The sequence below is a fragment of the Natrinema halophilum genome (assembly GCF_013402815.2).
Lineage (GTDB): Archaea > Halobacteriota > Halobacteria > Halobacteriales > Natrialbaceae > Natrinema > Natrinema halophilum.
In genome coordinates this window covers 3,622,621-3,646,666 of record NZ_CP058601.1, presented here as the reverse complement: position 1 = coordinate 3,646,666, position 24,046 = coordinate 3,622,621, and the positions used below count along the sequence as shown (strand labels likewise).

22 protein-coding genes and 1 tRNA gene are annotated in these 24,046 nt (G+C 61.6%); 9 read left to right on the top strand and 14 right to left on the bottom strand.

Going from position 1 to position 24,046, the window contains the following annotated elements; genetic code table 11:
* Nucleotides 1–50: 50 nt before the first annotated feature.
* The 4 genes from HYG82_RS38320 to mct form a co-directional block, all read right to left on the bottom strand.
* Complete coding sequence (locus HYG82_RS38320) at nt 51–2,114, bottom strand: ATP-binding protein (RefSeq protein ID WP_179263036.1); 2,064 nt, start codon at nt 2,112–2,114, stop codon at nt 51–53.
* 511 nt (nt 2,115–2,625) lie between these two features.
* Nucleotides 2,626–2,961: a hypothetical protein gene (locus HYG82_RS38310; RefSeq protein WP_179263034.1), complete on the bottom strand. Its 336-nt coding sequence runs from the start codon at nt 2,959–2,961 to the stop codon at nt 2,626–2,628.
* A 27-nt stretch (nt 2,962–2,988) separates the two neighbouring features.
* Entirely contained in the window at nt 2,989–3,903 is a 915-nt protein-coding gene (locus HYG82_RS38305) for a hypothetical protein (protein ID WP_179263032.1), read from the bottom strand.
* Nucleotides 3,904–4,187: 284 nt separating this feature from the next.
* Nucleotides 4,188–5,363 (bottom strand): succinyl-CoA:mesaconate CoA-transferase, encoded by a 1,176-nt coding sequence (gene mct, locus HYG82_RS38300; RefSeq protein ID WP_179263030.1) that lies wholly within the window; start codon nt 5,361–5,363, stop codon nt 4,188–4,190.
* A 169-nt stretch (nt 5,364–5,532) separates the two neighbouring features.
* Here mct and glmS point away from each other — a divergent pair, with 169 nt between their 5' ends.
* From glmS to citE, 5 genes are read left to right on the top strand one after another with little or no spacing between them, the layout of a single operon-like run.
* On the top strand, nt 5,533–5,988 hold the full coding sequence (gene glmS / locus HYG82_RS38295) for a methylaspartate mutase subunit S (protein WP_179263028.1): 456 nt from the start codon (nt 5,533–5,535) through the stop codon (nt 5,986–5,988).
* Nucleotides 5,989–5,996: 8 nt separating this feature from the next.
* Complete coding sequence (locus tag HYG82_RS38290) at nt 5,997–7,430, top strand: methylaspartate mutase subunit E (RefSeq protein ID WP_179263026.1); 1,434 nt, start codon at nt 5,997–5,999, stop codon at nt 7,428–7,430.
* 1 nt (nt 7,431) lies between these two features.
* Nucleotides 7,432–8,709: a methylaspartate ammonia-lyase gene (locus HYG82_RS38285; RefSeq protein WP_179263024.1), complete on the top strand. Its 1,278-nt coding sequence runs from the start codon at nt 7,432–7,434 to the stop codon at nt 8,707–8,709.
* The gene (gene mch, locus HYG82_RS38280) at nt 8,702–9,781 is read left to right on the top strand and encodes a 2-methylfumaryl-CoA hydratase (RefSeq protein WP_179263022.1); all 1,080 of its coding nucleotides are present in this window, start codon (nt 8,702–8,704) and stop codon (nt 9,779–9,781) included. The genes HYG82_RS38285 and mch overlap by 8 nt, the downstream gene beginning before the upstream one ends.
* 48 nt (nt 9,782–9,829) lie before the next feature.
* Nucleotides 9,830–10,873: an L-malyl-CoA/beta-methylmalyl-CoA lyase gene (gene citE / locus HYG82_RS38275; protein ID WP_179263020.1), complete on the top strand. Its 1,044-nt coding sequence runs from the start codon at nt 9,830–9,832 to the stop codon at nt 10,871–10,873.
* Between the two features lie 167 nt (nt 10,874–11,040).
* On the opposite strand, the gene HYG82_RS38270 is transcribed toward citE, so the two are convergent.
* The gene (locus HYG82_RS38270; protein ID WP_179263018.1) at nt 11,041–12,114 is read right to left on the bottom strand and encodes a helix-turn-helix transcriptional regulator; all 1,074 of its coding nucleotides are present in this window, start codon (nt 12,112–12,114) and stop codon (nt 11,041–11,043) included.
* Nucleotides 12,115–12,327: 213 nt separating this feature from the next.
* Here HYG82_RS38270 and HYG82_RS38265 point away from each other — a divergent pair, with 213 nt between their 5' ends.
* Nucleotides 12,328–13,530 carry a DUF7096 domain-containing protein gene (locus HYG82_RS38265; RefSeq protein WP_179263016.1) on the top strand — a complete coding sequence of 401 codons (1,203 nt, stop codon included), beginning with the start codon at nt 12,328–12,330 and terminating at the stop codon, nt 13,528–13,530.
* A 186-nt stretch (nt 13,531–13,716) separates the two neighbouring features.
* Entirely contained in the window at nt 13,717–14,412 is a 696-nt protein-coding gene (locus HYG82_RS38260; RefSeq protein ID WP_179263014.1) for a DUF4897 domain-containing protein, read from the top strand.
* 309 nt (nt 14,413–14,721) lie between these two features.
* Here the strand turns inward: HYG82_RS38260 and HYG82_RS38255 are convergent.
* Nucleotides 14,722–14,805: transfer RNA gene (locus tag HYG82_RS38255), tRNA-Ser, on the bottom strand.
* Nucleotides 14,806–14,846: 41 nt separating this feature from the next.
* Nucleotides 14,847–15,587 carry a glycosyltransferase family protein gene (locus tag HYG82_RS38250; RefSeq protein ID WP_179264617.1) on the bottom strand — a complete coding sequence of 247 codons (741 nt, stop codon included), beginning with the start codon at nt 15,585–15,587 and terminating at the stop codon, nt 14,847–14,849.
* A 133-nt stretch (nt 15,588–15,720) separates the two neighbouring features.
* Between HYG82_RS38250 and HYG82_RS38245 the strand changes: the two genes are divergently transcribed.
* On the top strand, nt 15,721–15,936 hold the full coding sequence (locus HYG82_RS38245) for a hypothetical protein (protein WP_179263012.1): 216 nt from the start codon (nt 15,721–15,723) through the stop codon (nt 15,934–15,936).
* A 94-nt stretch (nt 15,937–16,030) separates the two neighbouring features.
* Here HYG82_RS38245 and HYG82_RS38240 read toward each other — a convergent pair whose 3' ends face one another.
* The 6 genes from HYG82_RS38240 to HYG82_RS38215 form a co-directional block, all read right to left on the bottom strand.
* Nucleotides 16,031–16,633, bottom strand: coding sequence for a uracil-DNA glycosylase (locus tag HYG82_RS38240; RefSeq protein ID WP_179264615.1), 603 nt, complete (start codon nt 16,631–16,633; stop codon nt 16,031–16,033).
* A 227-nt stretch (nt 16,634–16,860) separates the two neighbouring features.
* Entirely contained in the window at nt 16,861–19,830 is a 2,970-nt protein-coding gene (locus HYG82_RS38235; RefSeq protein ID WP_179263010.1) for an FIST N-terminal domain-containing protein, read from the bottom strand.
* A 188-nt stretch (nt 19,831–20,018) separates the two neighbouring features.
* Nucleotides 20,019–20,279, bottom strand: a complete 261-nt coding sequence (locus tag HYG82_RS38230; RefSeq protein WP_179263008.1) for a DUF7976 family protein — start codon at nt 20,277–20,279, stop codon at nt 20,019–20,021.
* Nucleotides 20,276–21,352, bottom strand: coding sequence for an Mrp/NBP35 family ATP-binding protein (locus HYG82_RS38225; RefSeq protein ID WP_179263006.1), 1,077 nt, complete (start codon nt 21,350–21,352; stop codon nt 20,276–20,278). Before HYG82_RS38225 ends, HYG82_RS38230 begins: the two co-directional genes overlap by 4 nt.
* A gap of 78 nt (nt 21,353–21,430) precedes the next feature.
* The gene (locus tag HYG82_RS38220; RefSeq protein ID WP_179263004.1) at nt 21,431–21,754 is read right to left on the bottom strand and encodes a DUF7969 family protein; all 324 of its coding nucleotides are present in this window, start codon (nt 21,752–21,754) and stop codon (nt 21,431–21,433) included.
* Between the two features lie 96 nt (nt 21,755–21,850).
* The gene (locus HYG82_RS38215; protein ID WP_179263002.1) at nt 21,851–22,204 is read right to left on the bottom strand and encodes a hypothetical protein; all 354 of its coding nucleotides are present in this window, start codon (nt 22,202–22,204) and stop codon (nt 21,851–21,853) included.
* Nucleotides 22,205–22,206: 2 nt separating this feature from the next.
* On the opposite strand from HYG82_RS38215, the gene HYG82_RS38210 reads away from it, so the two are divergent.
* The gene (locus tag HYG82_RS38210) at nt 22,207–23,058 is read left to right on the top strand and encodes an eIF2B alpha/beta/delta subunit family protein (protein ID WP_179263000.1); all 852 of its coding nucleotides are present in this window, start codon (nt 22,207–22,209) and stop codon (nt 23,056–23,058) included.
* A gap of 136 nt (nt 23,059–23,194) precedes the next feature.
* On the opposite strand, the gene HYG82_RS38205 is transcribed toward HYG82_RS38210, so the two are convergent.
* Nucleotides 23,195–23,890 (bottom strand): ThuA domain-containing protein, encoded by a 696-nt coding sequence (locus HYG82_RS38205; RefSeq protein WP_179262998.1) that lies wholly within the window; start codon nt 23,888–23,890, stop codon nt 23,195–23,197.
* Nucleotides 23,891–24,046: the final 156 nt, after the last annotated feature.

Here is a 24,046-nt window from a genome sequence, read left to right as displayed (position 1 = left end):
CCAAATTATTTTCCGCGAGCGGCAGGGAAGCACCACCAGCGTGTCGTCGATCATCCATCGCGCGTATCGACTGCGGGCAACGTAATCGAGAAGGTGGCGCCAGTTCCGGGTTCGGACTCCACCCAGATGTCACCGCCGTGTCGTTCGACGATTCGCTCGCAAACGGCCAGTCCAACCCCGCTTCCCTCGTACTCGTCACGGCTGTGAAGCCGATGGAACACGTCGAATACGTTGGCTGCCGCTTCGGACTCCATTCCGATTCCCTCGTCTCGAACCGAAATTACCTGCCGTGAACCGTTCCGTTCGGCCGAAACGTGGACCGACGGAGGTTCGTCACCGCTGTATCGTATCGCGTTACTCAACAGGTTCTGGAAGACCTGTCGTAACTGATTCACATCGCCCTCGACTCGAGGGAGCGACTCACTCGTGACGTCTGCATTGCTCCGTGAAATTTTCATCTTGAGGTCCTGACACGCACCGTCGAACACGGCGTTCAGATCGACCGGTTCCAACGGCTCGCCATTCGTTTCGACTCGAGAATACGCGAGCAATCCGTCGATCATCCCTCGCATCCGGTCTGCCCCGTCGATGGCGAACTCGAGAAACTCCCGCCCATCCTCATCGAAGGCATCACCGTATCGCCGTTCGATGAGCTGAAGATAACTCGAGACCATTCGGAGCGGTTCCTGCAGATCGTGTGACGCGGCGTAGGCGAACTGTTCGAGTCGTTTGTTGGTTTCTTTCAGGTCGGCAATCGATTGTTCGAGTTTGCGTTGGTATTGATCGCGCTCGATCGCCTCCGCGAGGATGTTAGCGACGCTCTGGACGAAAGTGACGTCCTCATCGCTGAAAGCCTGTGGTTCGGTATCGTGAGTGCCCAAAATCCCCCACGGTTCGTCGAACGGTCCGATAATGGTACTGACACCACTGCGGACGTCGTGAGTACGGAGCAGTTCGGGGCCGCTGAAGCGCGTTTCCGTCTCGAGATCCTCGACGACGACGGGATGATCGTTCGCCAGCGTGTATGCGGCCTGAGAGTCGGCTTCGACGGCTGATACCGTTTCCGTCCCGACGATGCCGGCGTCCCACCCGACGCCCTGACGGAGGAGGAGTTCGTCCGTCTGGTCGTTCAGATCGAGTACTTTGCAGTACTCCGTCCCGAGGACGTCCGACACCTGGCGGGACGCTTCGTGCATGAGTTCGTCCAGATCGTCCGTTTCGAGCGCAAACTGTCCGAGATCGGAGACGGTCTGTTGTTGGCTTATCCGCTTCGTGAGTTCCCGTTCGCGGTTCTTCCGCCCGGTGATATCCTGCCCCATCACTAAAATGGCGTAGACGTCGCCGTCCTCGGCCGTCAGCGGTTGGGTACGGAACTCGAATATCCGTCCCTGCATCTCGAGTTCGAACTGTGTCGGCGTGCCCTCGAGCGTCGTGTGGTAGTGTGGTTCGACCCGCTCGACGATATCTGCTGGGTAGACCTCTTGAACGCGTTGTCCTCGAAGCTCAGCGGGGCTGTAGTCGACCTGTTCGAAGCCCTGCCCAGCGACGAGCGTGTGTCGCAAGTCGTCGTCCAGAAGCGCAACCGCTCCGTTCGGAACGTTCTCAGCGAGGGTCCGATATCGCTGCTCGGATTCCTCGAGTCGAGCGACCGTTTCTTCGAGTTGCGCCTGCGTCTGTCGAAGTTCCTGATTGCGCTGTTCGAGAACGTACGCCCGCGACTTCGCGCGCGCATCGTAGCTTCCGGCCCCGAAGCCGGCAACTGCGGCGAGCGCAGAAAGGATGAGCAAATTGCCCGACGGATCGGATAGTTCGCCGACGAGCATGATGAAGAGGAGGATGACAACTATCGCACCAATAGCACGGAAACACCAGCTGGCGATGGACGGAAAGAACTCGGGATGGATGTCGGTTTGGGGGAGGCGATACCCGCCATAGAGGAGGACGGCGCCCGACCCGCCGACCAGAACGGTAATAATGAGACACTCCTCGAGCGATCGCGGCCCGCCGATCTGCACGAGCGGCCAGATCATCCCGGTTGTGGCGTACAACGCCCCGAGGGTCAGAACCGAGCGCCGGCCGCCGACGTCCGATATGACCTCCGTCCTAAGCGTCATGACTTTCCGACAGTGGCCCTGGACGGATAGCGGTTCTGGATCGAGCCGGTGGATCGTCGGTCGTCCGCTCTCCGACTTCCGATCCCACGAAACACCCCTCGAATCGTGACGGTCAGCCGTCCAGCTGCCGATATCGACAGGAGGTACGACGCTGCGATACATCACGACACAGCCCGGGACTGGCTCGCAGTGAACGGCCTGTTCGAGGACGGGACCTCACGTCCATACTCTCAGCGTCCAAACCGTAGTCGGTGAAACGATGTCCCCACCGCTCGCACTGCTGCGGCCAGTGAGTGCTCGCTGGCTGCGAATTCGCGAGCGGAGTGTGCAATGACGTTCAACGACTACCATAGCCACAGAGGACAATAGCAACTGAGAACGAGGTGTGGAACTAACCGGATTGTATCATCGTCATACCTCGACAATCGGTGTTCGTAGTCGACTCCGGGACCGTGTTATCCGTAGCTGCAATACCTGATTGACGGGGTACTTGTTCTCAACGGAACACCCCTCATCGTCGTCGACGTATCTGCTCTTCGAGGATCATCCCGATCCCGCCGAGAATGTACACCCACATCAGTACGGTTGGGCCGAGCTCGGTGATGATACCAAAGATGCCGATGCTGCCGATGAAAATTCCCACCAGAGACATCGGCGGGTGGCCAATATCGACGATGGGGAGATACGGAGCGAGTACTGCGAAGCCGATTACAGTGCCAACGGCGACGACACTAAGCGGCTGTAACGCTGGCTCGACCATCGTCGCCAGACCGGCTCCAATAATGACGATCGATCCGACGATCATCGCAGCCGTCTGGTGGCGAGCGAGCGCCAGATGGGCAGTCATTCGTGGATAGTACGCCGACCTATCTGATTAAATTATCGAGCAGTTGCCTATTTTACATCCGTATGCGACCCCGCAGGAGCCGGCATTGGGAGTGGGAAACACACAGTCTGCAAGGGCTGCGTTACAAAATGCACTGCTGAGATGTTCGTCTGCACACTTGCCGAGGTAACATGCGACTGCTACCGAACATCCTGCACACACGAGACACCCGAGGTAGTTCGGCTTTTTGAAACACCCGTCACGACAGGTGATCGCACAGGCTCCACCGCCGGTGACGATTCCGCCTGCGCCGCTGGTGACACAGCCGATAAAGTCCGATACCGATTGGGCGCGTACGGTCTCTTGTTGTAAATCGACGGTACCGAAGTACTCGAGAGCGTCGCGTTCCGACTGCGCCGCCAGATCACCGTCTGCAGGGACAATCGAAGCGACTGCGATGTCCGAGTCGGGTTCGATGAACCGCTCTATTCTGATCTGTTCGGAGTCGTGGTCAGGTATCGCGGCGGTGGCCTCATCCAGTACTCGCGGTGTCTCCGTTAGTTCCGTCCCCGTGCCAGCAAGTCGACCGAAAATCCGCTGTCCATCCGGGGAGTTCGTCCACACGACACCAGCCTGAAGATCATCCGCCGCTGGCGTGAACTGGAAGTAGACGGCGTGGAATTCCGCTTCCGCTCTCGAGTCGGAAACGACGTACCCGCCGACGTTCCTGATCTCGATATCGCGATTCGTCGACCGTCGAATCTGGGCCGTGATGTCGGTGAATTCGGGTGCCCGTCGAATCGTTCGGTCGAGCGCGGCGAGTGTCCAATCATCGAGGGGTGTTTTTTCGATGGTAGTCGCATCCTCATCGGCTGCAACTCCCGTCTGTGCTGCAGCCAGACCAACTGTTGCGGTGGTCCCGACGTTTCGAAGGATACTCCGACGACTTCTCTTGTTTGCCATCGTGTATCCAAAAGTAATTACTATCTTCTATTTAAAATTACTCATGGGATCGATTTTTCATTTTCGATCGTAGGACATTTTTCAAAGGGAATGCCACAGAGATAGCCGAAAGCTACCGATATCCGTTCGTACTTCGGCTACTCGGCCAGTACTGCCGGGGTGTCGGTCAGTGGACCGACGAGACGGATACCGGAGACACAGTTAGTCGAAGCGTGGACGACTGTACCGGGGAACCAGCGGACTAAGAAGCGAAATTTGCGGACGGGAATCAGTTGATAGACGGTTCAGTCGTCGGCCGTTTCGACGTCTGCTTTCTCGCCCAGCACTTCGTCACGGTGCTCGTCGAGCAGCGGTGCGCGACCGCGTGGTTCGGGGTTCGTCTCGCTCATTTTGATCGGGGTGCCCGCTATCTCGACGTCGGTGTCGGCACCAGGTTGTTCGACGGGCACGAGCATGTCTCGAGCGTGGACGTGCGGGTCGTCGAAGATTTCCTCTGTGTTCTGGACGGGGGCGGCGGGGACGCAGCCCTCGAGCTTGCCCACGAGTTCGTCGTTGGTCTGCTCGCGGGCCCAGTCGGCGATCTCCTTGCGAAGTGCCTCGCGGTTCTCGAACCGTTCCTGCGTCGTGGGATACTCCTCGGCCAAGCCTTCGCGGTCCATCACGTCGCAGAGTTCCGCCCAGTGGTTGTTGTTGAAGGCAGCGATGACAGCGTACCCGTCGTCCGTTTTGAAGGCGTTGTAGGGAAAGAGCGTGGGGTGGGAGTTGCCCCGTCGGGTCGGTGCCTCGCCGGTGTAGGACTGCTGGTAGATGGCGCGCTCGGTAAAGCTGAGCATCGAGTCGTACATGCCGGTGTCGACGTACTGGCCCTCGCCGGTCTGTTCGCGGTGGTTGACCGCCGCGAGAATGCCGATGCAGTTCAGCGTCGCGGTGAAGAGGTCGCCGACGCCGGGGCCGGTCTTCGTCGGTGGGCCGTCGGATTGCCCGGTCGTTTCCATGACGCCCCCGAGTGCCTGCGCGATGAGGTCGAAGGATGGCTGTCCCTGTCGGTCGGTTTCGCCCGTCCGCGGGTCGCCGAAGCCGCGGATCGACGAGTAAATCAGGTCCGGGTTGTACTCGGTAAGCGTCTCGTAGCTGAGATCGAATTTCTCCATCGTCCCCGACCGGTAGTTCTCGACGACGATGTCGGCTTCCTCGACGAGCGAGAGGAAATCGGCACGATCCTCGTCGTCGCCGAGGTTCAGTTCGATGCTCTTCTTGCCGCGGTTGACGCTCTGGAAGTAGCCGCCGTACGCTTCCGTTTCGGGGTCGTCGATGAACGGCGGGTACGACCGTATCATGTCGCCACCTGGGCGCTCGATCTTCACTACGTCTGCTCCCATGTCGGCGAGTAACATCGTACAGTACGGTCCCGCAAGCACCTGAGTCAGGTCCAATACGCGCAGGTTTGAAAGGGCTCCCATATTTCGTCTGTACCGCCACCTACCGAAACCATCGCCAAAACCTTTACCATTGATCATGTACTTGGATGCTCAGTACCACATCTCATGTGATCATTCCCCATAGAGACGCTGCTAGGATGTTTAAGGGGTATTATCATTGAAGATCATTAGGTTTATACGGGAGTTCCTCATGGTTCTGCATACGATGTCCCACACGGTCGTCCTCGGCGTGATCGGCTCCGATGCCCACGTCGTTGGCATCACAATCCTCGAGCAAGCCTTCAGCGCAGCCGGCTTCGAAGTCGTGAACCTCGGTGTCCAGACCTCTCAGGAGGAATTCGCCGAGGCGGCGGTAGCACACGACGCAGAGGCTGTACTGGTCTCTTCGCTCTACGGCCACGCCGAACAGGACTGCCAGGGGTTCCACAGCGTCCTCGAGGACGCTGGCGTCGACGCGGTCACGTACATCGGCGGCAACCTCGCCGTCGGTCAGGACGATTTCGAGCAAACCCGGCGAACGTTCCGGGAGCTCGGGTTCGACCGCGTCTTCGATTCCGAAACCGATCCCGAGGACGCGATTGCCGCGCTCCGCGAAGACCTCCAGATCAGACCGACGGAGTCGGAACGGGCAACTATCAGTTCGTAGATGACTAAATGATACGAGACGAACGCATACCATCCGACGAGCTACAGCGTATCGACGAGGAGATTCGGTCGAACTGGTCGACAGGGGCGGACGTCGACTTCGAGGAAGCGATCGAGTACCACGAGTCGCTTCCGGACCGCAAGCGTTTCGCTGACGTCCTCGAGTCGGCCGACAAACCGCTTCTCCAGCCCCGAGCCGGCGTTCCCCGGCTCGACGATCAAATCGAACTCCTGCAGTACCTTCACCGTGAAGGGCAGGCGGATCTGTTGCCGACCACCATCGACTCGTACACGCGCGACAACGAGTACGAGAAGGCCCAGCAGGGTCTAGAAAAGGCCCGCGAGACGGGTGACGATACTCTCAACGGTTTCCCCGCAGTCAATCACGGCGTCGACGGCTGTCGGCAGCTGATCGATGCGATCGACGCGCCGATCGAAGTCCGCCACGGAACGCCGGACGCCAGGCTGCTCGCGGCGATTACGTTCGCCGGCGGCTTCCAGAGTTTTGAGGGAGGGCCGATTTCGTACAACATTCCGTACACGAAACGACACGGACTCGAAGAGACGATCGAGAAATGGCAGTTCGTCGATCGGCTGGCGGGGGCATACACCGAACGCGGCGTGCGGATCAACCGCGAGCCGTTCGGTCCGCTTACGGGGACGCTCGTCCCGCCTTCTATCGCGATCGCGATCATGCTGGTCGAAGGAAAGCTGGCGGCGACGCAGGGCGTGCGATCGATCACGCTCGGCTACGGCCAGGTCGGTAACGTCGTACAGGACGTCGCCGCCCTGAACGCCTTGAAGAAACTCGGCAACGAGTACCTGCCCGACGAGGTCGTCGTCACGACCGTCTTCCACGAGTGGATGGGCGGCTTCCCGCCGGACGAAGCGCGCGCAAACGGCGTCATCAGTCTGGGTGGGATGACCGCCGCAATCGCCCAGCCCGACAAGGTCATCACCAAGTCACCCCAGGAGTTCCAGGGGGTTCCGACCAAGGAGGCCAATGCATCTGGGCTGCGCACCACGCGGCAGGTCATCGACATGGCGATCGAACAGAAAATAGACATCGACGGCATCGAGGAGGAACAGGACCTTATCGAGCGCGAGACTCGGTGTCTGATGGATACGATCTTCGAACACGGCGACGGCGACGTCGTCCAGGGAACGCTCAAAGCCTTCGACTCCGGAGCGCTCGACGTCCCGTTCGCACCCAGCGACAGTGCGAAGGGTGCCGTCCTCCCGGCGCGGGATGACGACGGTCGAGTTCGCATCTTCGAGTGGGCCGACCTCGCGATGGACGAAGACATCAAGGAGATCCACAGGGCTCGGCTCTCGCAACGTGCTACCACCGAAGGCCGCGACCAGTCGTTCCGGATGGTCGCAGACGACGTCGACGCGATCAGCGACGGAAAACTCATCGGTCGACCACAGGGTGACGTTTAAGATGGAAATTAAAGGAGTGTACGCCACGCCCGGCTACTCCGGGTTCTTTTTCGACGACCAGCGCGCGATCAAGCGGGGAGCAACGCAGGACGGGTTCACCTACGAAGGCGACCCCGTCACCGACGGCTTCGACGAGATTCGACAGGCAGGCGAGTCGATCATCGTCGACATCGAACTCGCGGACGGCTCCGTGGTGCGCGGCGACTGTGCCGCAGTCCAGTATTCCGGTGCCGGCGGCCGCGACCCCCTCTTCAAAGCCGACGAATACGCACCGGTCATCGACGGCCCCGTTGCCGACGAACTCGAGGGCCGCGACGCGACCGAGTTCCTCACGAACGCCGAACTGCTCGAGGAGATGACGGTGGAGGGCGATCGACTTCACACTGCGATCCGCTACGGCGTCTCGCAGGCGTTGCTCGCGGCGGCTGCCGAGGCCGAGAAGACGACCCGAACGGACGTCGTGGCCGACGCGCTCGGCACCGAGCCTGCGATGGAACCGGTCCCCGTCTTCGGGCAATCTGGCGACGACCGCTACACCAACACCGAGAAGATGTTCATCAAGGGCGTTCCCGTCTTGCCCCACGCGCTCATCAACAGCGTCGAGAAGATCGGCGAGGACGGGGAGACGCTGCTCGAATACGTCGAGTGGCTCGTCGAACGGTCCCAGGAGCTTGGTCCCGACGGGTACGAGCCGCGGTTCCACATCGACGTCTACGGGATGATCGGCGAAGTTTTCGGCGCTCCGTACGACCGCGACGAAGTGGTCGAGTACTTCGCCGCGCTCGAGGAGGCCGCAGCGCCGTTCCCGATTCAGATCGAGGGACCGATGGACGTCGGCAACCGCGCCGACCAGATCGAAGCGATGGTCGAACTTCGGGAGGGACTCGCCGAGACGAACGTTTCCGTCGACATCGTCGCCGACGAGTGGTGTAACACCTTCGAGGACGTGCAGGCGTTCGTCGACGCCGAAGCCGCCGACCTCGTACAGGTCAAGACGCCCGATCTGGGCGGCATCCACCGCAGCGGACAGGCGGTCCGCTACTGCGAGGGGACCGATACGGAAGCCTACCTCGGCGGAACCTGCAACGAGACGGAAACCTCTGCGCGCGCCTGCGCTCACGTTGCACTCGCGACGAACGCCGCACAGGTGCTCGCAAAACCCGGCATGGGCTTCGACGAGGGGTACATGATCGTCGAAAACGAGATGCGACGAACGATCGCCCGACGGAAGCGAGAACAGTTAACGGTAGACACAGACGAGGTGACAGCAGATGACTGAGTGGACCGATCCCGATACGTTCGCACAGGCGCTCGAACAGGTCGAAATCAAGGAGAAAGGGAATTGCTTCGAGGATTTCGAAGAGGGCGACGTGATCGAACACGATCCCGGACTCACCCTCACCCAGTTCGGCAACGAGCAGTGGATGGGCCAGACGCTCAACCACGACCCCGCCTACTGGCGGACCGACGCCGCCGAAGAACGCGGCTTCGACGAGCCGCCGGTCCACCCCGACTACCTGACCGCCGCGACGCTCGGTATCACCGTCGAGGACCTCAGTGAGAAAGGGGGTTACTTCCTCGGTCGAACTGACGTGCGGTTCCCCACCGCGCCGGTCTACACCGGCACCGAACTCCACGTCGAAAGCGAAGTCGTCAACTGCGCCACCTCGAGTTCTCGGCCCAACTACGGCATCGTCTCCTGGCGGACTCGCGGTAAAGACGCCGAGACCGGCGAGGTGCTGTGTTCATACGAACGGACCAACATGATTCCCCGCCGCGAACCCGTCGCGACGGACGGGAGCGGAAAGCGAACCGATGGTGGCACGACGACCGCCGAAGCGGACGACGGTCCCGATCTCCCCGAGGAGTTCGTCACTCCCGAGGGAGGGTACTTCGAGGACTTCGTCGACGCACTCGAGGAAGCCAAAGATCGCGACGCCGCCGTCGCGTACCGCCACGAACGTGGGCGAACGCAGGACGACGTTACCGTCGCCTCGCTGCCGCTGTCGACGCTCAACACGGCCAAGCAGCACCACAACGTCGACGAAATGGCCGACTCCCCGTCGGGTAACATCGTCACCTACGGTGACGTGACCCGCTCGACCGCACTCGGACACGCCCGCTCTGACGAACGAACGTGGCGTGAGGTCGGCTTCGACGACGAATCGTTCCACACGTTCGTCGCGGTCGGCGATACGGTCTACGCTTTTACACGGGTTATCGAGGCCGAGAACGACGCCTCGAGCGACGAGGCGGGCACCGTTACGTTCGAACACATCGCGTTCAATCAGAACGACGAACCGGTCTACTCCGGGACTCGAACGGCCGAGATCCGAAAGCGTTCTAACTGACACGATCGATTATCAAAAACGCCCGCAAGCGACAACGAATTCAGACACATGACCGACGACATCCGACTCTGCCGTACGTTCCAGACCGCACCGGCCGCCGTTCCGAAAGACGACTCGGCGAAGTACCTCGTCTCCGCTCTCGAGGCCGAGGGCTTTCAGGCACCCGACTGGCTCGTTCCCGACATGGAAGACGGGACGGCTCCGGACATGAAAGCCGAAGGGCTCGAAAACACCATCGAGAAGGTTCCCCAGTACGACTTCCCCGGCGAAATCTGGCCCCGCGTCGAGTGGAGCTACGAGGACGAAGAATACTGCGAGAAAGGACGCAACCAGATCGACCGACTCGTCGCCGAGATCGGCGACGAAATCGAAGGCGTCGTCGTCCCCAAGGTCGGCCGTCTCGAGGACGTCCAGCGTGCCGCCGAGGTCGTCGCCGAGGCCGAGGCCGAACACGGTTACGAGGATGGTTCGATCGGCCTCTCGGTCATCATCGAGACCGGCCGCGCCCGCTCCGATCTGCGCGAGATCTCCAAGTTCGGCGAGAACTCCCGACTGACCGCACTCGTCTTCGGTCCCGTCGACTACGCCGCCGAACTCGGCGGTCGCGATCTCGGCGACGGCATGCCCCGCTGGGACGGCCTGCTCGAGGCGCTTTCGAACGAATCCAGCGCAGCCGATCTGCTCTCGATCGGCGGTCCCTTCGACGACCTGTTCAAGGAACGCGCCGGCCTGACCTACTACAACGCCGACGACTACGCAGACCAGGTCGAGCACGAAGCACAGCTCGGTCTCGACGGCTCCTGGTCGCTGTACCCGAAACAGACCATTCAGGCCAACACCATCCACATGCCCACGCCCGAGGAACTCGAGCGCGACGTCCACAAGATCGAGCGCTTCAACGAAGCCAAACGCGAGGGCACTGGCGCGGTCACCATCGACGGCCAGATGGTCGACGAAGCCACCTTCAAGAACTTCCGCAACACCGTCCAGCAGGTCCGCGCTATCGACGATATCCGCCCCTCTCAGACCAAGGAGTACTACGACGGCGACCTGCTGTCTCGAGCGCGGGAGCTCGAGCTATCCTACCGATAAGCGCTCGAACAGCCCACGGGCATATTCCTGCTTCGGTTTTTGGTCGGTTGCGGATCGACGATTACCCGATGCTTCTACCGATCCGGAACCGGCTATCTTCCCGTCGAAAACGGCGAACACGGCGACCGATGCCGAATGGTCGGTCGAGAACACCGCACCCCGACTCGTTATTCGTCGTCCACGAGGTCGATCAGGTTTTCTCGACCGAGCCTGCGTTTCTCGATCGATCCCTCGTCGACCAGCCGTCCGATAACCCGGGACGTTTTCGACGGCGACCAGTCGAATTCCTCGTCGATCGCCGCCTGGCGCATTCGGCCACCGTTCTCCTCGAGAAGCGCCACGATACGTTCTTCGTCCGTCATGACCGGTTTCTCCGACGAGGAGCCGTCGGATTGCTCGGCGGGATCGGTCGCCGGTCGCGTCGAATCGCCCGATGATTCCTCGGCCTCGATCGTCACCGACTGCTCCGTCTCGGCGGACCCACCGTGCAACCGATAGACCGTGTATCCGGTAGTGATGACGAAACCCATCGCCGCGATTCCGACGAGCATGAGCCCGAGACCGTCTCGACCGGCGGGAAACGTGGCGTCTTTCCTATTCGGATCGAACGTGACGTGCGGGCGATCGGTTGCAAAATCTGCCCGGCCGACCCACGTCACCGTTTTCCCGTCCCGACTGTCCGGTTCGGGTTCTACGCCACCAATCGCGTGGTTCGACGGACCTTCGATCGTGAGCGTGTCGTTCGCCCCGATGAAAAACCCGCTCTGAAAGGCGTCGCCGACGACGACGGACTCGTCAGTTCGGGCGGCGAAGTTCGTCCAGGTGAATTGATAGGTGACGATCCCCCAGCGACGAGGGACTTCCTGGATGCTGGTGGAGGCAGTAAACCGGGTCGCCTGCATCTCTCGACCGGTCGCGTTTGCCGCGTTGGCGACGACACCGCGCATTCGTTCTCGGAACGGGCCGAGATATCGCGACGTGTCATTCCGAAAGCGAGTGCGGAACGCCTCGTACTCCTCGGCGCGCTCGTCCGTATCGAGTCGTGTTCGGATGTGAATCGTCCACTGTGCCGACCCGTTAGCGTACACGTCGATCCGTGTGACGGTGTTGTCAGTTTCGGGCTCAGCCTGTTGTGACACACCATCTACGATTTCCTGGGGGACGATCATCATCCCGGGCAAGAGCACGACGACTCCGAACAACAGAACCGTCACCGGAACGATTCTTTTCGACCCGACCATCTAATGAACCTGTTTAGAGGTCCTTCGTATAAAGCCGTCGGCCGAATTGGACGCGTCGTCCGTGATCGAGGCTGCAAATGGACGAAATTACATCCCACGGACGAAAAGGTGTGAAAATGAGTGCAAACGGTCGCAAGAGAGACTGAAAGCGGCTGCAAATCACGTCGAATACCATCCCGGTTTATTATCGGAGTGGTGTGAGTGTCACCTGCGATGAAACGAACGACGATCGGTTTCGTACTGATCGCGATGCTCACCATCGGGATGACCATCCCAGGGGCAGCGACCTCGGTGACCAGCGATCATTCGGCCGCCGCGAGTTCCGGGGCGGCTGAAATAGAGGGACAGGAGAACGCAATACAAACTGACTCGGACTCGAGCGTGGACGTCACGGTCGGGCAGCAGCTCTCGACGGTCATCGGAGTGTCGAGCGACGAGGTACAGACGGACTTCGAGAACACGGCGTTCGAAGTATCCGTCGAGGAAGCGAGCGAGGAGGAGCAAGCCGAAGCCGTCGCTGAGCGCGCAGAAGAGCTTCGTGAGGAGGCCGAAGACATCCGCGAAGAGTACGAGGATGCCACCGAAGAATACGAGGAGGGTGATATCAGTAAGTCAGAGTACGCTCAACGGCTCGCAACCCTAAACGCGCGTGCGACTAACATAGCCGACAGTTACGAGCAACTCCAACGACGAGCGGCGAACGTCTCCGCGTCTGAACTCCGATCGTCCGGCGTCGACCCAGCGACGCTCGACGATCCGATCGACAACGTGAGTAGCGTCAGCGGAACGGGTGCGGCGGCGCTTCTCGATCGATTCACCGGTGAGGCGGAAGGCGAAATCGAACTCGAGACTGCCGACGGGCTCAGCATCGAGGTGACGGGTGAAGACGGCGAACGGTCGCGCGAACTCGAACGAACGCGCGACGACGACCGAACCATCTCTGTGAGCCAGTCGACTGCCCTTCAGACGGCTCGAAAAGCGATCGCGACGCCCGAGACGGGAGATTGGCAACACGTCGAATCGAGCGTGAAAGATCATGAAGGCGCCTACGAATTCGAGTTCGCTCTCCGGAACGCGCCGGACCAAACGGGCGAAGCGGAAGTTCGTGTCGACGGTTCGTCGGGCAAGGTGTACAAGCTCGAAGAAGAGATCGAGGCTCGAGACGGTGACGACGAAGATGAAGACGAGCGAGAGGACGATGATGAACGGGAAGACGAAGACGAGCGAGAGGACGATGATGAACGGGAAGACGAAGACGAGGAGACCGAAACGGAAACCGAAAACGAGGAGACCGAAACGGAAACCGAAAACGAGGAGACCGAAGCCGAGACCGAAACGGAAACCGAAGACGAGGAGACCGAAGCCGAGACCGAAACGGAAACCGAAGACGAGGAGACTGAAACGGAAACCGATTAGGACGAAGATCGGCACCGACGAAGAAAATGCGGAGCCGATTCTTCGGCCGAGTTCGCGGTTCCGACCCGGCTGACGACGCTATTCGATGCCACGATTCGAGAGACATGATTCAACGGTATGACTGCTAATGAACGATCCCCGGTATGGTCGAACAGACGACGAGTTCGCACTGCGTGCGTTCTCGTGATGATTGCACTCCTCGTGACCGTTTCGGTCACAGCACCGGCGGGAGCGAAAGCGAATCAGACGTCGGAAGCGGTAGCAGCCGAACCGGCGTTCGGCGTGGCGCTCGAGGCGGACGGGTCGGCTCACGTAACCCTCGCGACCACGTTCAATCTGACCACCGACGGTGAACGGCAGGCGTTCCAGGCCCTTCGCCAAAACGAGACGGCGCGCGAGCAGCGAACGGAGCGCTTCGCTGCACGGATGCGGGCCATTGCAACCAGGGCTGAAAACGAAACCGGACGGGCGATGCAGATTACCGACGCCGGAATTTCGTTCCGCGAACGAAACGACACCGGGGTCGTCACGCTGTCGGTGACGTGGGACGGACTCGCCGCCCAACAGGGGGATCGGCTCGTGCTCAAAGAGCCGTTCGACAGTGAGTTTTCGCTCGACCGTCCGTTCCGCGTCACGAGGCCCGACGGCTACGAACTCGCGTCGGTGTCGCCAGAGCCGACCGAACGATCGCAGAACGACGCGGTGTGGAGCGGCGGAACCGACTTCGATGGGTTCGAGGCGACGTTCGCCCCGTCGAACGGTGAAGCGGGAGCCGACGATGGACTGGGTGGGAGTGTCCCCGGATTTAGCGTCGGGACCGCCGTCCTCGCGGTACTGGCCGGCGTAGGGTTGCTAATGTACCGCGATCGGTGCCGACGCTAACGGCTGTCGGTGCGACCGACGCCGCTAAAACTGCCGTCTCGGATGTCGGCCACCATCGAACGAGAACGATCGGCCTCGAGATTCCGCCGTTGTAGGCGGAGGCCGGTACGATGGAATCCGAATTGCGGCCGGTTCGCACTCCGTTCGAATTTCCACCATCCCCGCTGGCGCCCACGGAGTCCTCCGTCGCACAAGCGGTAGGAACGGGATTTGAACCACGCCCAGACGTGCTCGCTTCGCTGCGCACGACTGGTCTGATTCGAATCCCATCGACCTCGCTGTCGCTCACGAACGTGTTCGCGACAGTAACGGTGGGGATGGGATTTGAACCCATGAGGCTTGACAGCCACCTGCTCTCAAGGCAGGCGCGTTGGGCCGCTCTGCCACCCCACCTCACCTCCCGATTTGCCGTACGTTCAAAAAGGGTTGTCGGTCTATTCGCGCACCAGCCCGCCGTCCTCACCGACCGAAATCCCCAGTTCATCCACGAGGGCGGCCGTCGCCTCGGCAATCGGCCGATCGGCGACACGCCGGGCCTCAAGCCCCACGAGTGTCGACCGGAGGCCGGCCGGCGTCGCGACTGTTGGAAGCATCGGGGCGAAGCCGACGCCGAAGCCATCGGCGACCGCGCGCTGTGCGAGCGACGATAGTTCGGGCGTCGCGTACGCGTCCGCAAAGTCGATCGGCTCCGAAAACCCTGCGAAATAGGTTCGGCCCCCGTCGGCGGGCCCGAGCACGACGTCGTGACGACGCAGCGACATCGCCGCCCCGTCTATCTCCGTCCGATTGACGAGCGGGACGGTCGGCTCGAGGACGCCGACGCTCTGTGCATCTTCGCGCTCGAGAAGGTGCGCGACGGTGTTTCCGACGCGCGCCGATCGGCTCGAGCCGACCTGCCGTTCGAATCGGACGTCCGCGCTCTCCCCGAGTACGTCGACGGCGAGGGCTCGGACTTCGCTCTCGGGGTCGCCGCCCGAGTGCGCTTCGGGCAAACTCTCCGCGTCGCGGTAGTTGATCAGGAGGTCGCCACCGCTCCGTGCGACGGCCCAGAGGACGTCGGCGACGGCGGCTTCGTACAGCGAGACCGCCTCGCCGTCGGAAATCGGAGACTGCTCGACGAGCGACGACAGGACGAGGCCTTCCCGGGGTGGATCGACCGGAACGACGACGATCATGCCGACTAGTCCGGGCGCGCGGTCCTTGAACGCGGCGCTTCCGGGCCTCGAAGGTATGGGTTTCAAGCGTCGAAGACCGAGACCGGAACCGAAATAGCGACGAATTATAACGGCGGAGTGTCTTCGGCCGTGTATGGACGATCGCTCGATCGCCGGACTGCTCGCGACGCTCGTGATCGCAGCGCTTGCAGTCCTCGGCGTATACGGTTTCAGCAACGGCTACCTGATCAACTCATCCGATTACCTCACGTCGACTGTCGGCGCCCTCGTCGTCGCGATACTTGCCGTCGGTTCACTGATCGGCCTGGGCGCGGGCTCGAAACGTTGGCGCGAAAACCCGTACTGGTAGGTAGCGGCCGCCGGTTCGGCTCCATTTCGGCCCCGGTCGTTCGTTCCGATTGTTCCATCGTTCCGGTCGTTCCTGGTGTCGTACCGGTGCCAGTCTACCGTTCCTGTCTTCCCTTCGTCTGCCGATAATCCGACGCCATCAGTGTCGCGAATGCCTCGAGCCACGCTCGCGTCTGTTCTTCGGTCTGGTCACGCGGATCGATCATGGGCACCAGTTCGAACCCGCGACCGCGAATTCGCGCGGCGTGGTCGTCGGGGAGCGTGAGGGTTTCGGCCGGGGTCGTCGTATAGTCCGTACCCAGTTCAGTCAGTGCGCGCTCGCCGACGGGGACGAGAATTTCCGGGTTGATCATCCGAATTTCGGCGTTGAGATATGGCTCGCAGGTAGTGACTTCCTCGTCGGTCGGCTGCCGATCAGGGTCGCGACAGCGGGTGAGGTTCGTCAGATAGACGTTCTCGAGTATCGGTTCGTCGGCCGGGGAAGAGACGTCACAGAGGCCAAGACGCTCGAGCATGCGCCGAAGCCCACCGTCACCGTCACTCCCGCCTGTACCGGCGAACGGGACACCCACCTCGTCCGCACGCGCCGTCGGCCGTTCGCCGACGAACAGGAAATCAGCGCCGACGTCGCCGTAGCCGTGGACGACCTGCGTGCGCGTTTGGCACAGCGCCGGACAGTTCCGACACTCCTCGTCCATGCCGAAGGGGTTCGCTCGAGACTGTTGATTCGCGTCCACGTACGGATCTCGTGGCAGAAACGCAAAAGTGCCGCGGCTCAGTGGGCTCGTCGGAACGGTGGCGATCCGGTAGGCCGGGGGTACGTTCGTCACGACTGGAGGGGAAAATGCCGGACCGGCCGGGATCACTGCCGACGATGCTCCCGAGACACCGGCGACTCTGGGATTGATACCGTCGCGGACACCGGCTACTTCGGAAGCAACATCACGACAGAGGTCGTGTTGTGATACCCGCTCATCAGGCCGCGCTCCATGCAGAGTTCGCCGTACGTTTCGAACCCGCTGAAGGGGACGCCCAGTTCCTCGTTCATCGCGTCGACCGCCTCGTCGAAGTTCTCTCCGAGGATGATCGACCGACACGCACAATCGTAGACGAAGCCGCCGGAAACCTCACCGGGCGCGTTTCGAATCGCCGTGTTAGCCGTCTCGCGAGCGGAGACGATCTGTTCCTCCGGAGGACTGTGCATCACGCGCAGCACCGTCCCCTCGGGGACGCCGACGGGGAAGTCGAGCGGGCCCTCTTTTTTCTGTCGTAAGCCGGGCCAGCGGATCTTGTATCCGTCGCTGATCGCACCTTGCCCTTCTTCGAGGCCGAACTCGAACTCCGTCAACAACCCGAGCAGTTCCATGCTGTCGTCTTCGATAGCGTCGAAGTCGATGGTTCGATCCGTCTCGGCGAGATACGATTCGACCGCCTCGCGCCACACCTCGAAGGCGGGCCGGCCGTCCAGTTCCCGGACTGTCCCACCCTCGGACTTCGTCACCGTCACCGGTTCGGAGATGGGCGAGTGACCGTGTCCGACCGCGATCGTCACGGGCTCTTTCGAGGCCATGAGGGCGATGACGACCGAATCGGTCGCGATGGTGTCGTCGTGGAAGACGTGGGTCGCTTCCATCGCGAGGTCGTCACCTGCGGAGCCGCCGACGAAACTGGCCTCGTGACCGAGATTCCGCTGTGTGACGACCGCGATCTGGTCGCTGATTCCGGCCAATCCGTCGTGGAGGTTGATCGCCGAAAGATGCGGATATCCCTCGACCGACGTGGGAAGCGTCTCGATGGCTTCGTTCACCGCGCCGACCACCCCGTCGGAGAGGTCCGTCCCGAGTCCCGTGAAGAATTCGATCGTGTCACTGGCCACCAGCGACACCGTGACGGTCCCTTCGGCGACCGACTCTTCGGTGAACTCGCCCGACGACGAGGCACCGATCAACTTCGCGTCGGGTCCGATGACGTCTCGGATTCCCTCGAGAACCGCCTCGTACTCGTACGCCGGCGAACAGAAGACCTGACAGAAGTCTACCCGCTCGGTATCCATCGCGTCGAACGCCTGCGCCGTTGCCCGACGGCCAGCCTCGTAACTATCGTCATCGATCGCCATTCCCGTCTGGAACTGCGTCGGGAGCCCACCGGTGTCCGCCGCCTCTCCGAACGTGAACTCTTCGGATTCATCCGTCGGCCAGGAGTTCGATTTCGTCACCCAGTCTGGCGACGTCTCGGGAGCGGTTTCGCTCGCCGGCGACGGGACTTCGTCGGCGGTATCGTCCGGAGAAGCGAGTCCTTCAGCTGTCGATCCGGACGACATTTCCGCTCCGCCGGGCGTCGTCGCACCCGGGAGGGGCGAGCCGGTATCACTGGCCGCCCCCGCCGTCGCCGCTGGCGGGGAATCGACCTGAGCTGTCGGCGACTGTTGATCCATCCCCGGCACGTCCTGTCGCGCTTTGTACATCTCGAGCGTGTCGAGCAGCCAGTTTGCGTTCTGCGCGAGTTGCTCGGTGTTCGTCGCGACGTCGGTAAGCGAGGCCGTCTGTTCTTGGGCGGAGGCGGAGACGTCTTCGGCCAGATCGGAGGTCTGGTCGCTGATCGTCGCCGTTTCGTCGACGAGGGCGACCACCTGCTGTGTCGACTTGGCCTGTTCGTCGGCCGCCGTATGCATTTCCTGGACGCCGTGGTTGGTCTCCTCGGCGTACTCCGCGATTTCGTCGAGCGCGTCGAGGGCGTTTTCGACCGAATCGGTGTGTGCAGCGACTCGGCTCTCGGTCTCTCGGACGGTGTTCGTCGCGACCTCGGTCTTTTCGTGAACGTCCTCGATGCGCTTCTCGATGTTTTCGGCGGCCTCTCTGCTCTTGGCCGCGAGTTCCTTGACTTCGTTTGCGACTGCAGCAAAGCCCTCGCCGGATTGATCGCCACTACTGTTGCGAGTCGCCTCGATGTTGGCGTTCAGCGCCAGCATGTTCGTCTCGCGAGCGACATCGCTGATAAACTCGACCAGTTCGTCGATCGCTTCCATCTCCGACTGGAGCGTCTCGATCGCTTCGACTGCTTCCGTCGAGCCGTCCTCCATGTCGTTCAGGCCATCGATCGCCGTCTTCGCTGCTTCCTGGCCCTGCCGACCGACTTCCGCCGTCCGCTCGGAGAGCGTCGCGACTTCGTCCGACAGACTGGCGATCTCCTCGATACTCGAGGAGAGCGTTTCCATCTCGCCGTTGACCGACTGCAGTCGCTCGGACTGGACGTTCGCACCCGCTGCGATCTTCTGGATCGTCTCGCTGATCTGGTCGCTGGCTTCGCTGACTTCCTCGGTTCCCGACATCACTTCGTTACTCGAGGAAACGACGAGAGTGATGAAGTCTTTCAGGTGTCGCACCGTCGCCTCGAGTTCGTCCATCATCTCGTTGAAGTCGTCCGCAACGTCCAGTGGCGATTCCTCGTCGAAATCGATTCGATGCGCGAGTTGGCCGGCGGCACACAGTTGCATTGCCTCCTGCAACCGTTCGCTCTGGCTCTCGATGCGCTCGTTTCGCCGCGTTGTGCGTTCGAGAGTCGCCTCTAACTCGTCGACCCGTTGTCGGAGGTCTCGGTTCTCGGAGACGCGTTTATCGAAGGCACCGTCCAGTTCCCGAAACCCGCCATCGAAGGCCGCAGAATCGGACTCATCGAGCGCGGCTTCGACGTTCGAAACCACGTCCTCGTGTGCGCTGTCGACGCGGTGGCCGAGGGCGGTCCCCGTCCCCCCGACGAGGACCGCTCCGAGAACGAGTCCAGGCATCCCACCGACGGAGCCGGCAACCGCCATTATGCTCGCTGCTCCGAAGAGAACCGCACCGAATCGAAGTGTCCAGTTAGTGTCTCCCCCGTTCGTTCGCAAGAAGCTGCCCATAGGAACGGAACGAAGAGAATAAACAAGAATATGTCGGCCAAACAGAAATTGTTATTCGTTCACACAGCACAATGGACTGTATTTGGTCGTGACAGACAAAATATAACGACGTTCCATTGGAAATGCCGGGCGGGCCAAACGAAGAGGTTGCAAACGCCCGAATCGACGACCAGCGGGATGATGTACCCTCAGCGCTCGAGGCCGCCGTGTTCGGTGATTTCCAGAATGAACTTCACGTTACGAATGATTTCCTCTGGCGAGGTATCCTCGTCCTCGTCGTAGAGGTCGCTGGTGCGGTACAGGACGTTTGCGAGCTGTTCGCGTTCGCTGGAATCGCCGCGAACGTCGTCGGCGATCTCGCGGAGGAGTTCGACGCGTTCGGGATCGGGGTCGAACCGGTCGTCGCTCGTTTCGCAGTCCGTAGCGTCGTCGCCCGCGTCAGGGGTCATCGATCCGGCGAGAGGGGTTCGCTTTGTCGCGTCTGGGCGATCCCCTGCCGGTGGACGATCCCGGTGTTGTTCGCGACGTTCTCGGTGATCGTCCGAAGCGCGTCGCTGGTCCCGTCCTCGTCTTTCAGGACGGTCGGCTTCCCGCCGTCGCCGCCCTCGCGGACGGCCGGGTCGAGGGGAATCGAGCCGAGGAAGGGCAGTTCGTGTTCGTCCGCGAACTCCTCGCCGCCGCCGGAGCCGAAGATGTCGTGTTCGCCGCCGCAGTCAGGGCAGGCAAACGTCGACATGTTCTCGGCGATGCCGAGAACGACGGTGTCGTGCTTGGCGAACATCTCGAGGCCTTTTCGGGCGTCGTCGAGTGCAACGTCTTGCGGAGTCGTCACGATAACGGCCCCGGTGACGGGCATGGTCTGGAGCATCGTCAGCTGGGTGTCGCCGGTTCCCGGCGGAAGGTCGACGACGAGGTAGTCGAGGTGGCCCCACTCGACGTCCTCGGTAAGTTGCGTGATGACCTTGTGGACCATCGGGCCGCGCCAGATGACCGGATCGTCCTCACCTGTGAGAAAGGCCATGCTCATCAGCTTGACGCCGTACTTCTCTGGCGGGACGAGGGTTTCGTCTTCGGTCGCCATCGGTGGTTCGTCGGCATCGACCATTCGTGGAACGTTCGGTCCGTAAACGTCGGCATCGAACAGCCCGACGCGGGCACCGAGCTGCGAGAGCCCGGCAGCGAGGTTGACCGCGACCGTCGACTTTCCGACGCCGCCCTTCCCGGAGGCGACGGCGATGACGTTCTTGACGTTCGGCAGTACCTGTTCTTCGCTGGTGAGATCGTCTCGGTCGGGAACGCTCGCGGTGAGGCCGGGCTCGAGCCCGTCATCTGTCAACACCTGTCGAACGTCTGCGGCGATGTCACTCTCCGTGGGAGAGTAGGGCGCTCCGAGAGCGATATCGACGTCAACGTGCTCGCCGTCGACGCTGATGTCGTTGACTAGTCCGAGCGAAACGATGTCGTCGCCGAGTTCCGGATCTTCGACCGTCCGAAGGCGGTCGCGAACGGCGGCTTCGTCCATGTCTGTAGGTACTTCCCAGCGTCGAAAAGGGTTGTGTTCGGGCCCGGTCCGTCGTCAACCGGCACCCGTCTCAGTGAATTACTCCCTGAAATCGAATCGCGGCCCGCCGTACGTCGGCGGATCGGGTTCGAGTTCCACCCCGTGCTCGTAGCGGACGAAATTGAGGTAGAACGGGCGACCACAGCCCTCGACCGGGGTGCCCTCGAGATCGGTGACGGGTCCATCCTCGCCACAGAGGAACTCGATTCCGTCGGCCTCCTCGCGGTCCGGATCGTCCGGCTGAGCGTACTCCCACCCCGGCTGACGGACCATCGTGACAGATCTGTCCGCCAGATCCGCCGGCCGGTCGAGACTGACTACGGCACCACAGTGAGGACAGGTGTATCGGACGGTGACGGTCATCAGCGATGGTAGGGACTCCAGGAACCTGTACTTCTCGCCGATCTCGTCGTCCCGCCCCGTCGACGTGTTCGCCCGGGCTCAATCGCTGATGCGGACTCAACCGCTCGAAGGAAGCTCCGGAAGCGACGACGTAGTCGACTTTTCCCGAATTCGGTGAGCGTACCGGCGAAGCTCCGCGATGGTTCCGGTATCGGCGTCGCCGTATACGGTAGTGACGTTGTTGTGGTGGTCGTGGCCGAATATCTCCTCGTGTCTCTCCTTCGAACCGAGGTGGTGCAGTGCCGCGCCGGCGACGTCGGCTGCATCCATCCAATTGTGGTACTCACGGAGTCGCTCGTTCCGCGTCACGAGGAACTCCTCGTCGATCTTTCGGCTGCGACGGTGACACCCCCGCGAAAGGGCAGATCCGTACACCCGGAACACCTTTCCCGCTGTCGGGAAATCGTCCACGTATGATCGACGAGACGGCCGAGGAAATCAGGGAGATGCAAACGCACAGCTCCTCCGTGGTGGCCGTAAACGCTACGCGAGCCCTCGAGGAGCTCGTCGAGCGGGAGTTCGCCACCGTCGAGGAGTACACCCGCGCACTCGAGCGAAACGGCTCCGTCCTGCGGCAGGCGAATCCCTCCCACGCGTCGCTGCAAAACGCCGTTCGGGAGGTCGTCGACGACGTGACCGATGCAGACCCCGAGAGCGTCGAGGCGGCCCGGCGACTCACGAGCGAGAAGATCGACGAGGTGGTCACGCGGATCGAATCCGGCAAGCGACTGGCGGCCGAAAACGCCGTGGAAGAACTCACCGACGGCGCGACCCTGCTGACGCACGATTATTCCTCGACGGTCCTCGAGGCGCTCGAGCAGGCGACCGGGGCCGGCAAGACGTTCGACATCTACGTCACCGAGGCCCGACCCCGGTACCTGGGACGCAAGACCGCTCGGACGCTGGCCGACCTCGAGGGAGTCGACGTGACACTGGTCACAGACAGCGCACACGGGATTTACCTCGAGGAGTGCGACCGCGTCATCGTCGGAATGGACTGTATCGTCGACGAGACGCTGTACAACCGCGTCGGGACGTTTCCGATCGCGGCGACAGCCGACCAGGTAGACGTGCCGGTCACCGTCCTCGGTTCGGCCTCGAAGATCGTAAGCGAAGGATTCGTCTTCGAGAACGAATTTCGCCCTGACAGCGAAGTAATGGCCGAACCCGCCGAAGGATTCGACGTCGAGAATCCCGCTTACGACGCGACGCCGGTCGACCTACTCGAGAGCGTAATTACCGACGACGGCCGGCAGACGTTCTGACCGGTCGATCGGTTTCCAAGGCTCCGCCGCCGGGGGCGAATTACGTGGTGATCGACACACACGCGTCGTCGGCAGTCCAGACAGTCGGTATCGAACCGATCGGAATCCGACGGTGCAACTGCATTCTACCAGCCCGCTACGTTCGTTCGCCGAACGTCCGCGGCGAACCCTCGGGCGGGCTAGCCCACTCGACCGCGTTTCGGAGCACTCGTCGGATCGCCGCGTGTTCGTAAATCGGGTACGTCTCGTGACCCGGACGGAAATAGAAGATTCTGCCGTTGCCGCGCCGATAACAGCAGCCGCTTCGAAACACCTCGCCGCCTTCGAACCAACTGATGAATACCTGCCGGTCGGGTTCGGGCACGTCGAACGGTTCACCGTACATCTCCGTCTCGGGAAGTTCTATCGAGCCGTCCAATCCATCCGCGATCGGATGACCGGGGTCGACGACCCACAGGCGCTCGGTGCCGCCGTCCTCCCGGTACTGCAAGCTACAGGACGTCCCCATAAGTCGCTTGAAGGGCTTCGCGTAATGGCTCGAGTGCAGGGCGATAAATCCCATTCCCTCGAGAACGCGGTCGTGAACGCGGTCGACGACCGAATCCGTTACCTCGTCGTGGGCCTCGTGGCCCCACCACAGGAGGACGTCGGTCGCCTCGAGAACGTCGTCCGTGAGTCCGTGGTCGAGTTCGTCGAGCGTCGCGGTCCCGACGTCGTGTTCGTCGTCGAGCGCATCGGCGATGGTTTCGTGGATGCCGTCCGGGTAAGCGGCCGCGACTGCTTCGTCCTCGCGTTCGTGGCGGAATTCGTTCCAGACCGTAACGTCGACCATGCCAGTTCGTTGGCCGACGAGGACTTAGGTCAGTCGGAGTCTGCGGAGAGAATTTCTCCATCAATGATGTATTTATTCAATAGATTTGAACATTTATCAGGTAACAGTATGGTAGGGTATGGAATGGGAAATGATTAGACGGATTAATCGGTCATA

What these genes read in the sequence shown, in the direction of transcription:
- HYG82_RS38320 (WP_179263036.1), bottom strand. Translation starts at nt 2,114, where the DNA reads ATGACGCTTAGGACGGAGGTCATATCGGACGTCGGCGGCCGGCGCTCG.
- HYG82_RS38310 (WP_179263034.1), bottom strand. Translation starts at nt 2,961, where the DNA reads ATGACTGCCCATCTGGCGCTCGCTCGCCACCAGACGGCTGCGATGATC.
- HYG82_RS38305 (WP_179263032.1), bottom strand. Translation starts at nt 3,903, where the DNA reads ATGGCAAACAAGAGAAGTCGTCGGAGTATCCTTCGAAACGTCGGGACC.
- mct (WP_179263030.1), bottom strand. Translation starts at nt 5,363, where the DNA reads ATGGGAGCCCTTTCAAACCTGCGCGTATTGGACCTGACTCAGGTGCTT.
- glmS (WP_179263028.1), top strand. Translation starts at nt 5,533, where the DNA reads ATGGTTCTGCATACGATGTCCCACACGGTCGTCCTCGGCGTGATCGGC.
- HYG82_RS38290 (WP_179263026.1), top strand. Translation starts at nt 5,997, where the DNA reads ATGATACGAGACGAACGCATACCATCCGACGAGCTACAGCGTATCGAC.
- HYG82_RS38285 (WP_179263024.1), top strand. Translation starts at nt 7,432, where the DNA reads ATGGAAATTAAAGGAGTGTACGCCACGCCCGGCTACTCCGGGTTCTTT.
- mch (WP_179263022.1), top strand. Translation starts at nt 8,702, where the DNA reads ATGACTGAGTGGACCGATCCCGATACGTTCGCACAGGCGCTCGAACAG.
- citE (WP_179263020.1), top strand. Translation starts at nt 9,830, where the DNA reads ATGACCGACGACATCCGACTCTGCCGTACGTTCCAGACCGCACCGGCC.
- HYG82_RS38270 (WP_179263018.1), bottom strand. Translation starts at nt 12,114, where the DNA reads ATGGTCGGGTCGAAAAGAATCGTTCCGGTGACGGTTCTGTTGTTCGGA.
- HYG82_RS38265 (WP_179263016.1), top strand. Translation starts at nt 12,328, where the DNA reads ATGAAACGAACGACGATCGGTTTCGTACTGATCGCGATGCTCACCATC.
- HYG82_RS38260 (WP_179263014.1), top strand. Translation starts at nt 13,717, where the DNA reads ATGATTGCACTCCTCGTGACCGTTTCGGTCACAGCACCGGCGGGAGCG.
- HYG82_RS38250 (WP_179264617.1), bottom strand. Translation starts at nt 15,587, where the DNA reads ATGATCGTCGTCGTTCCGGTCGATCCACCCCGGGAAGGCCTCGTCCTG.
- HYG82_RS38245 (WP_179263012.1), top strand. Translation starts at nt 15,721, where the DNA reads ATGGACGATCGCTCGATCGCCGGACTGCTCGCGACGCTCGTGATCGCA.
- HYG82_RS38240 (WP_179264615.1), bottom strand. Translation starts at nt 16,633, where the DNA reads ATGGACGAGGAGTGTCGGAACTGTCCGGCGCTGTGCCAAACGCGCACG.
- HYG82_RS38235 (WP_179263010.1), bottom strand. Translation starts at nt 19,830, where the DNA reads ATGGGCAGCTTCTTGCGAACGAACGGGGGAGACACTAACTGGACACTT.
- HYG82_RS38230 (WP_179263008.1), bottom strand. Translation starts at nt 20,279, where the DNA reads ATGACCCCTGACGCGGGCGACGACGCTACGGACTGCGAAACGAGCGAC.
- HYG82_RS38225 (WP_179263006.1), bottom strand. Translation starts at nt 21,352, where the DNA reads ATGGACGAAGCCGCCGTTCGCGACCGCCTTCGGACGGTCGAAGATCCG.
- HYG82_RS38220 (WP_179263004.1), bottom strand. Translation starts at nt 21,754, where the DNA reads ATGACCGTCACCGTCCGATACACCTGTCCTCACTGTGGTGCCGTAGTC.
- HYG82_RS38210 (WP_179263000.1), top strand. Translation starts at nt 22,207, where the DNA reads ATGATCGACGAGACGGCCGAGGAAATCAGGGAGATGCAAACGCACAGC.
- HYG82_RS38205 (WP_179262998.1), bottom strand. Translation starts at nt 23,890, where the DNA reads ATGGTCGACGTTACGGTCTGGAACGAATTCCGCCACGAACGCGAGGAC.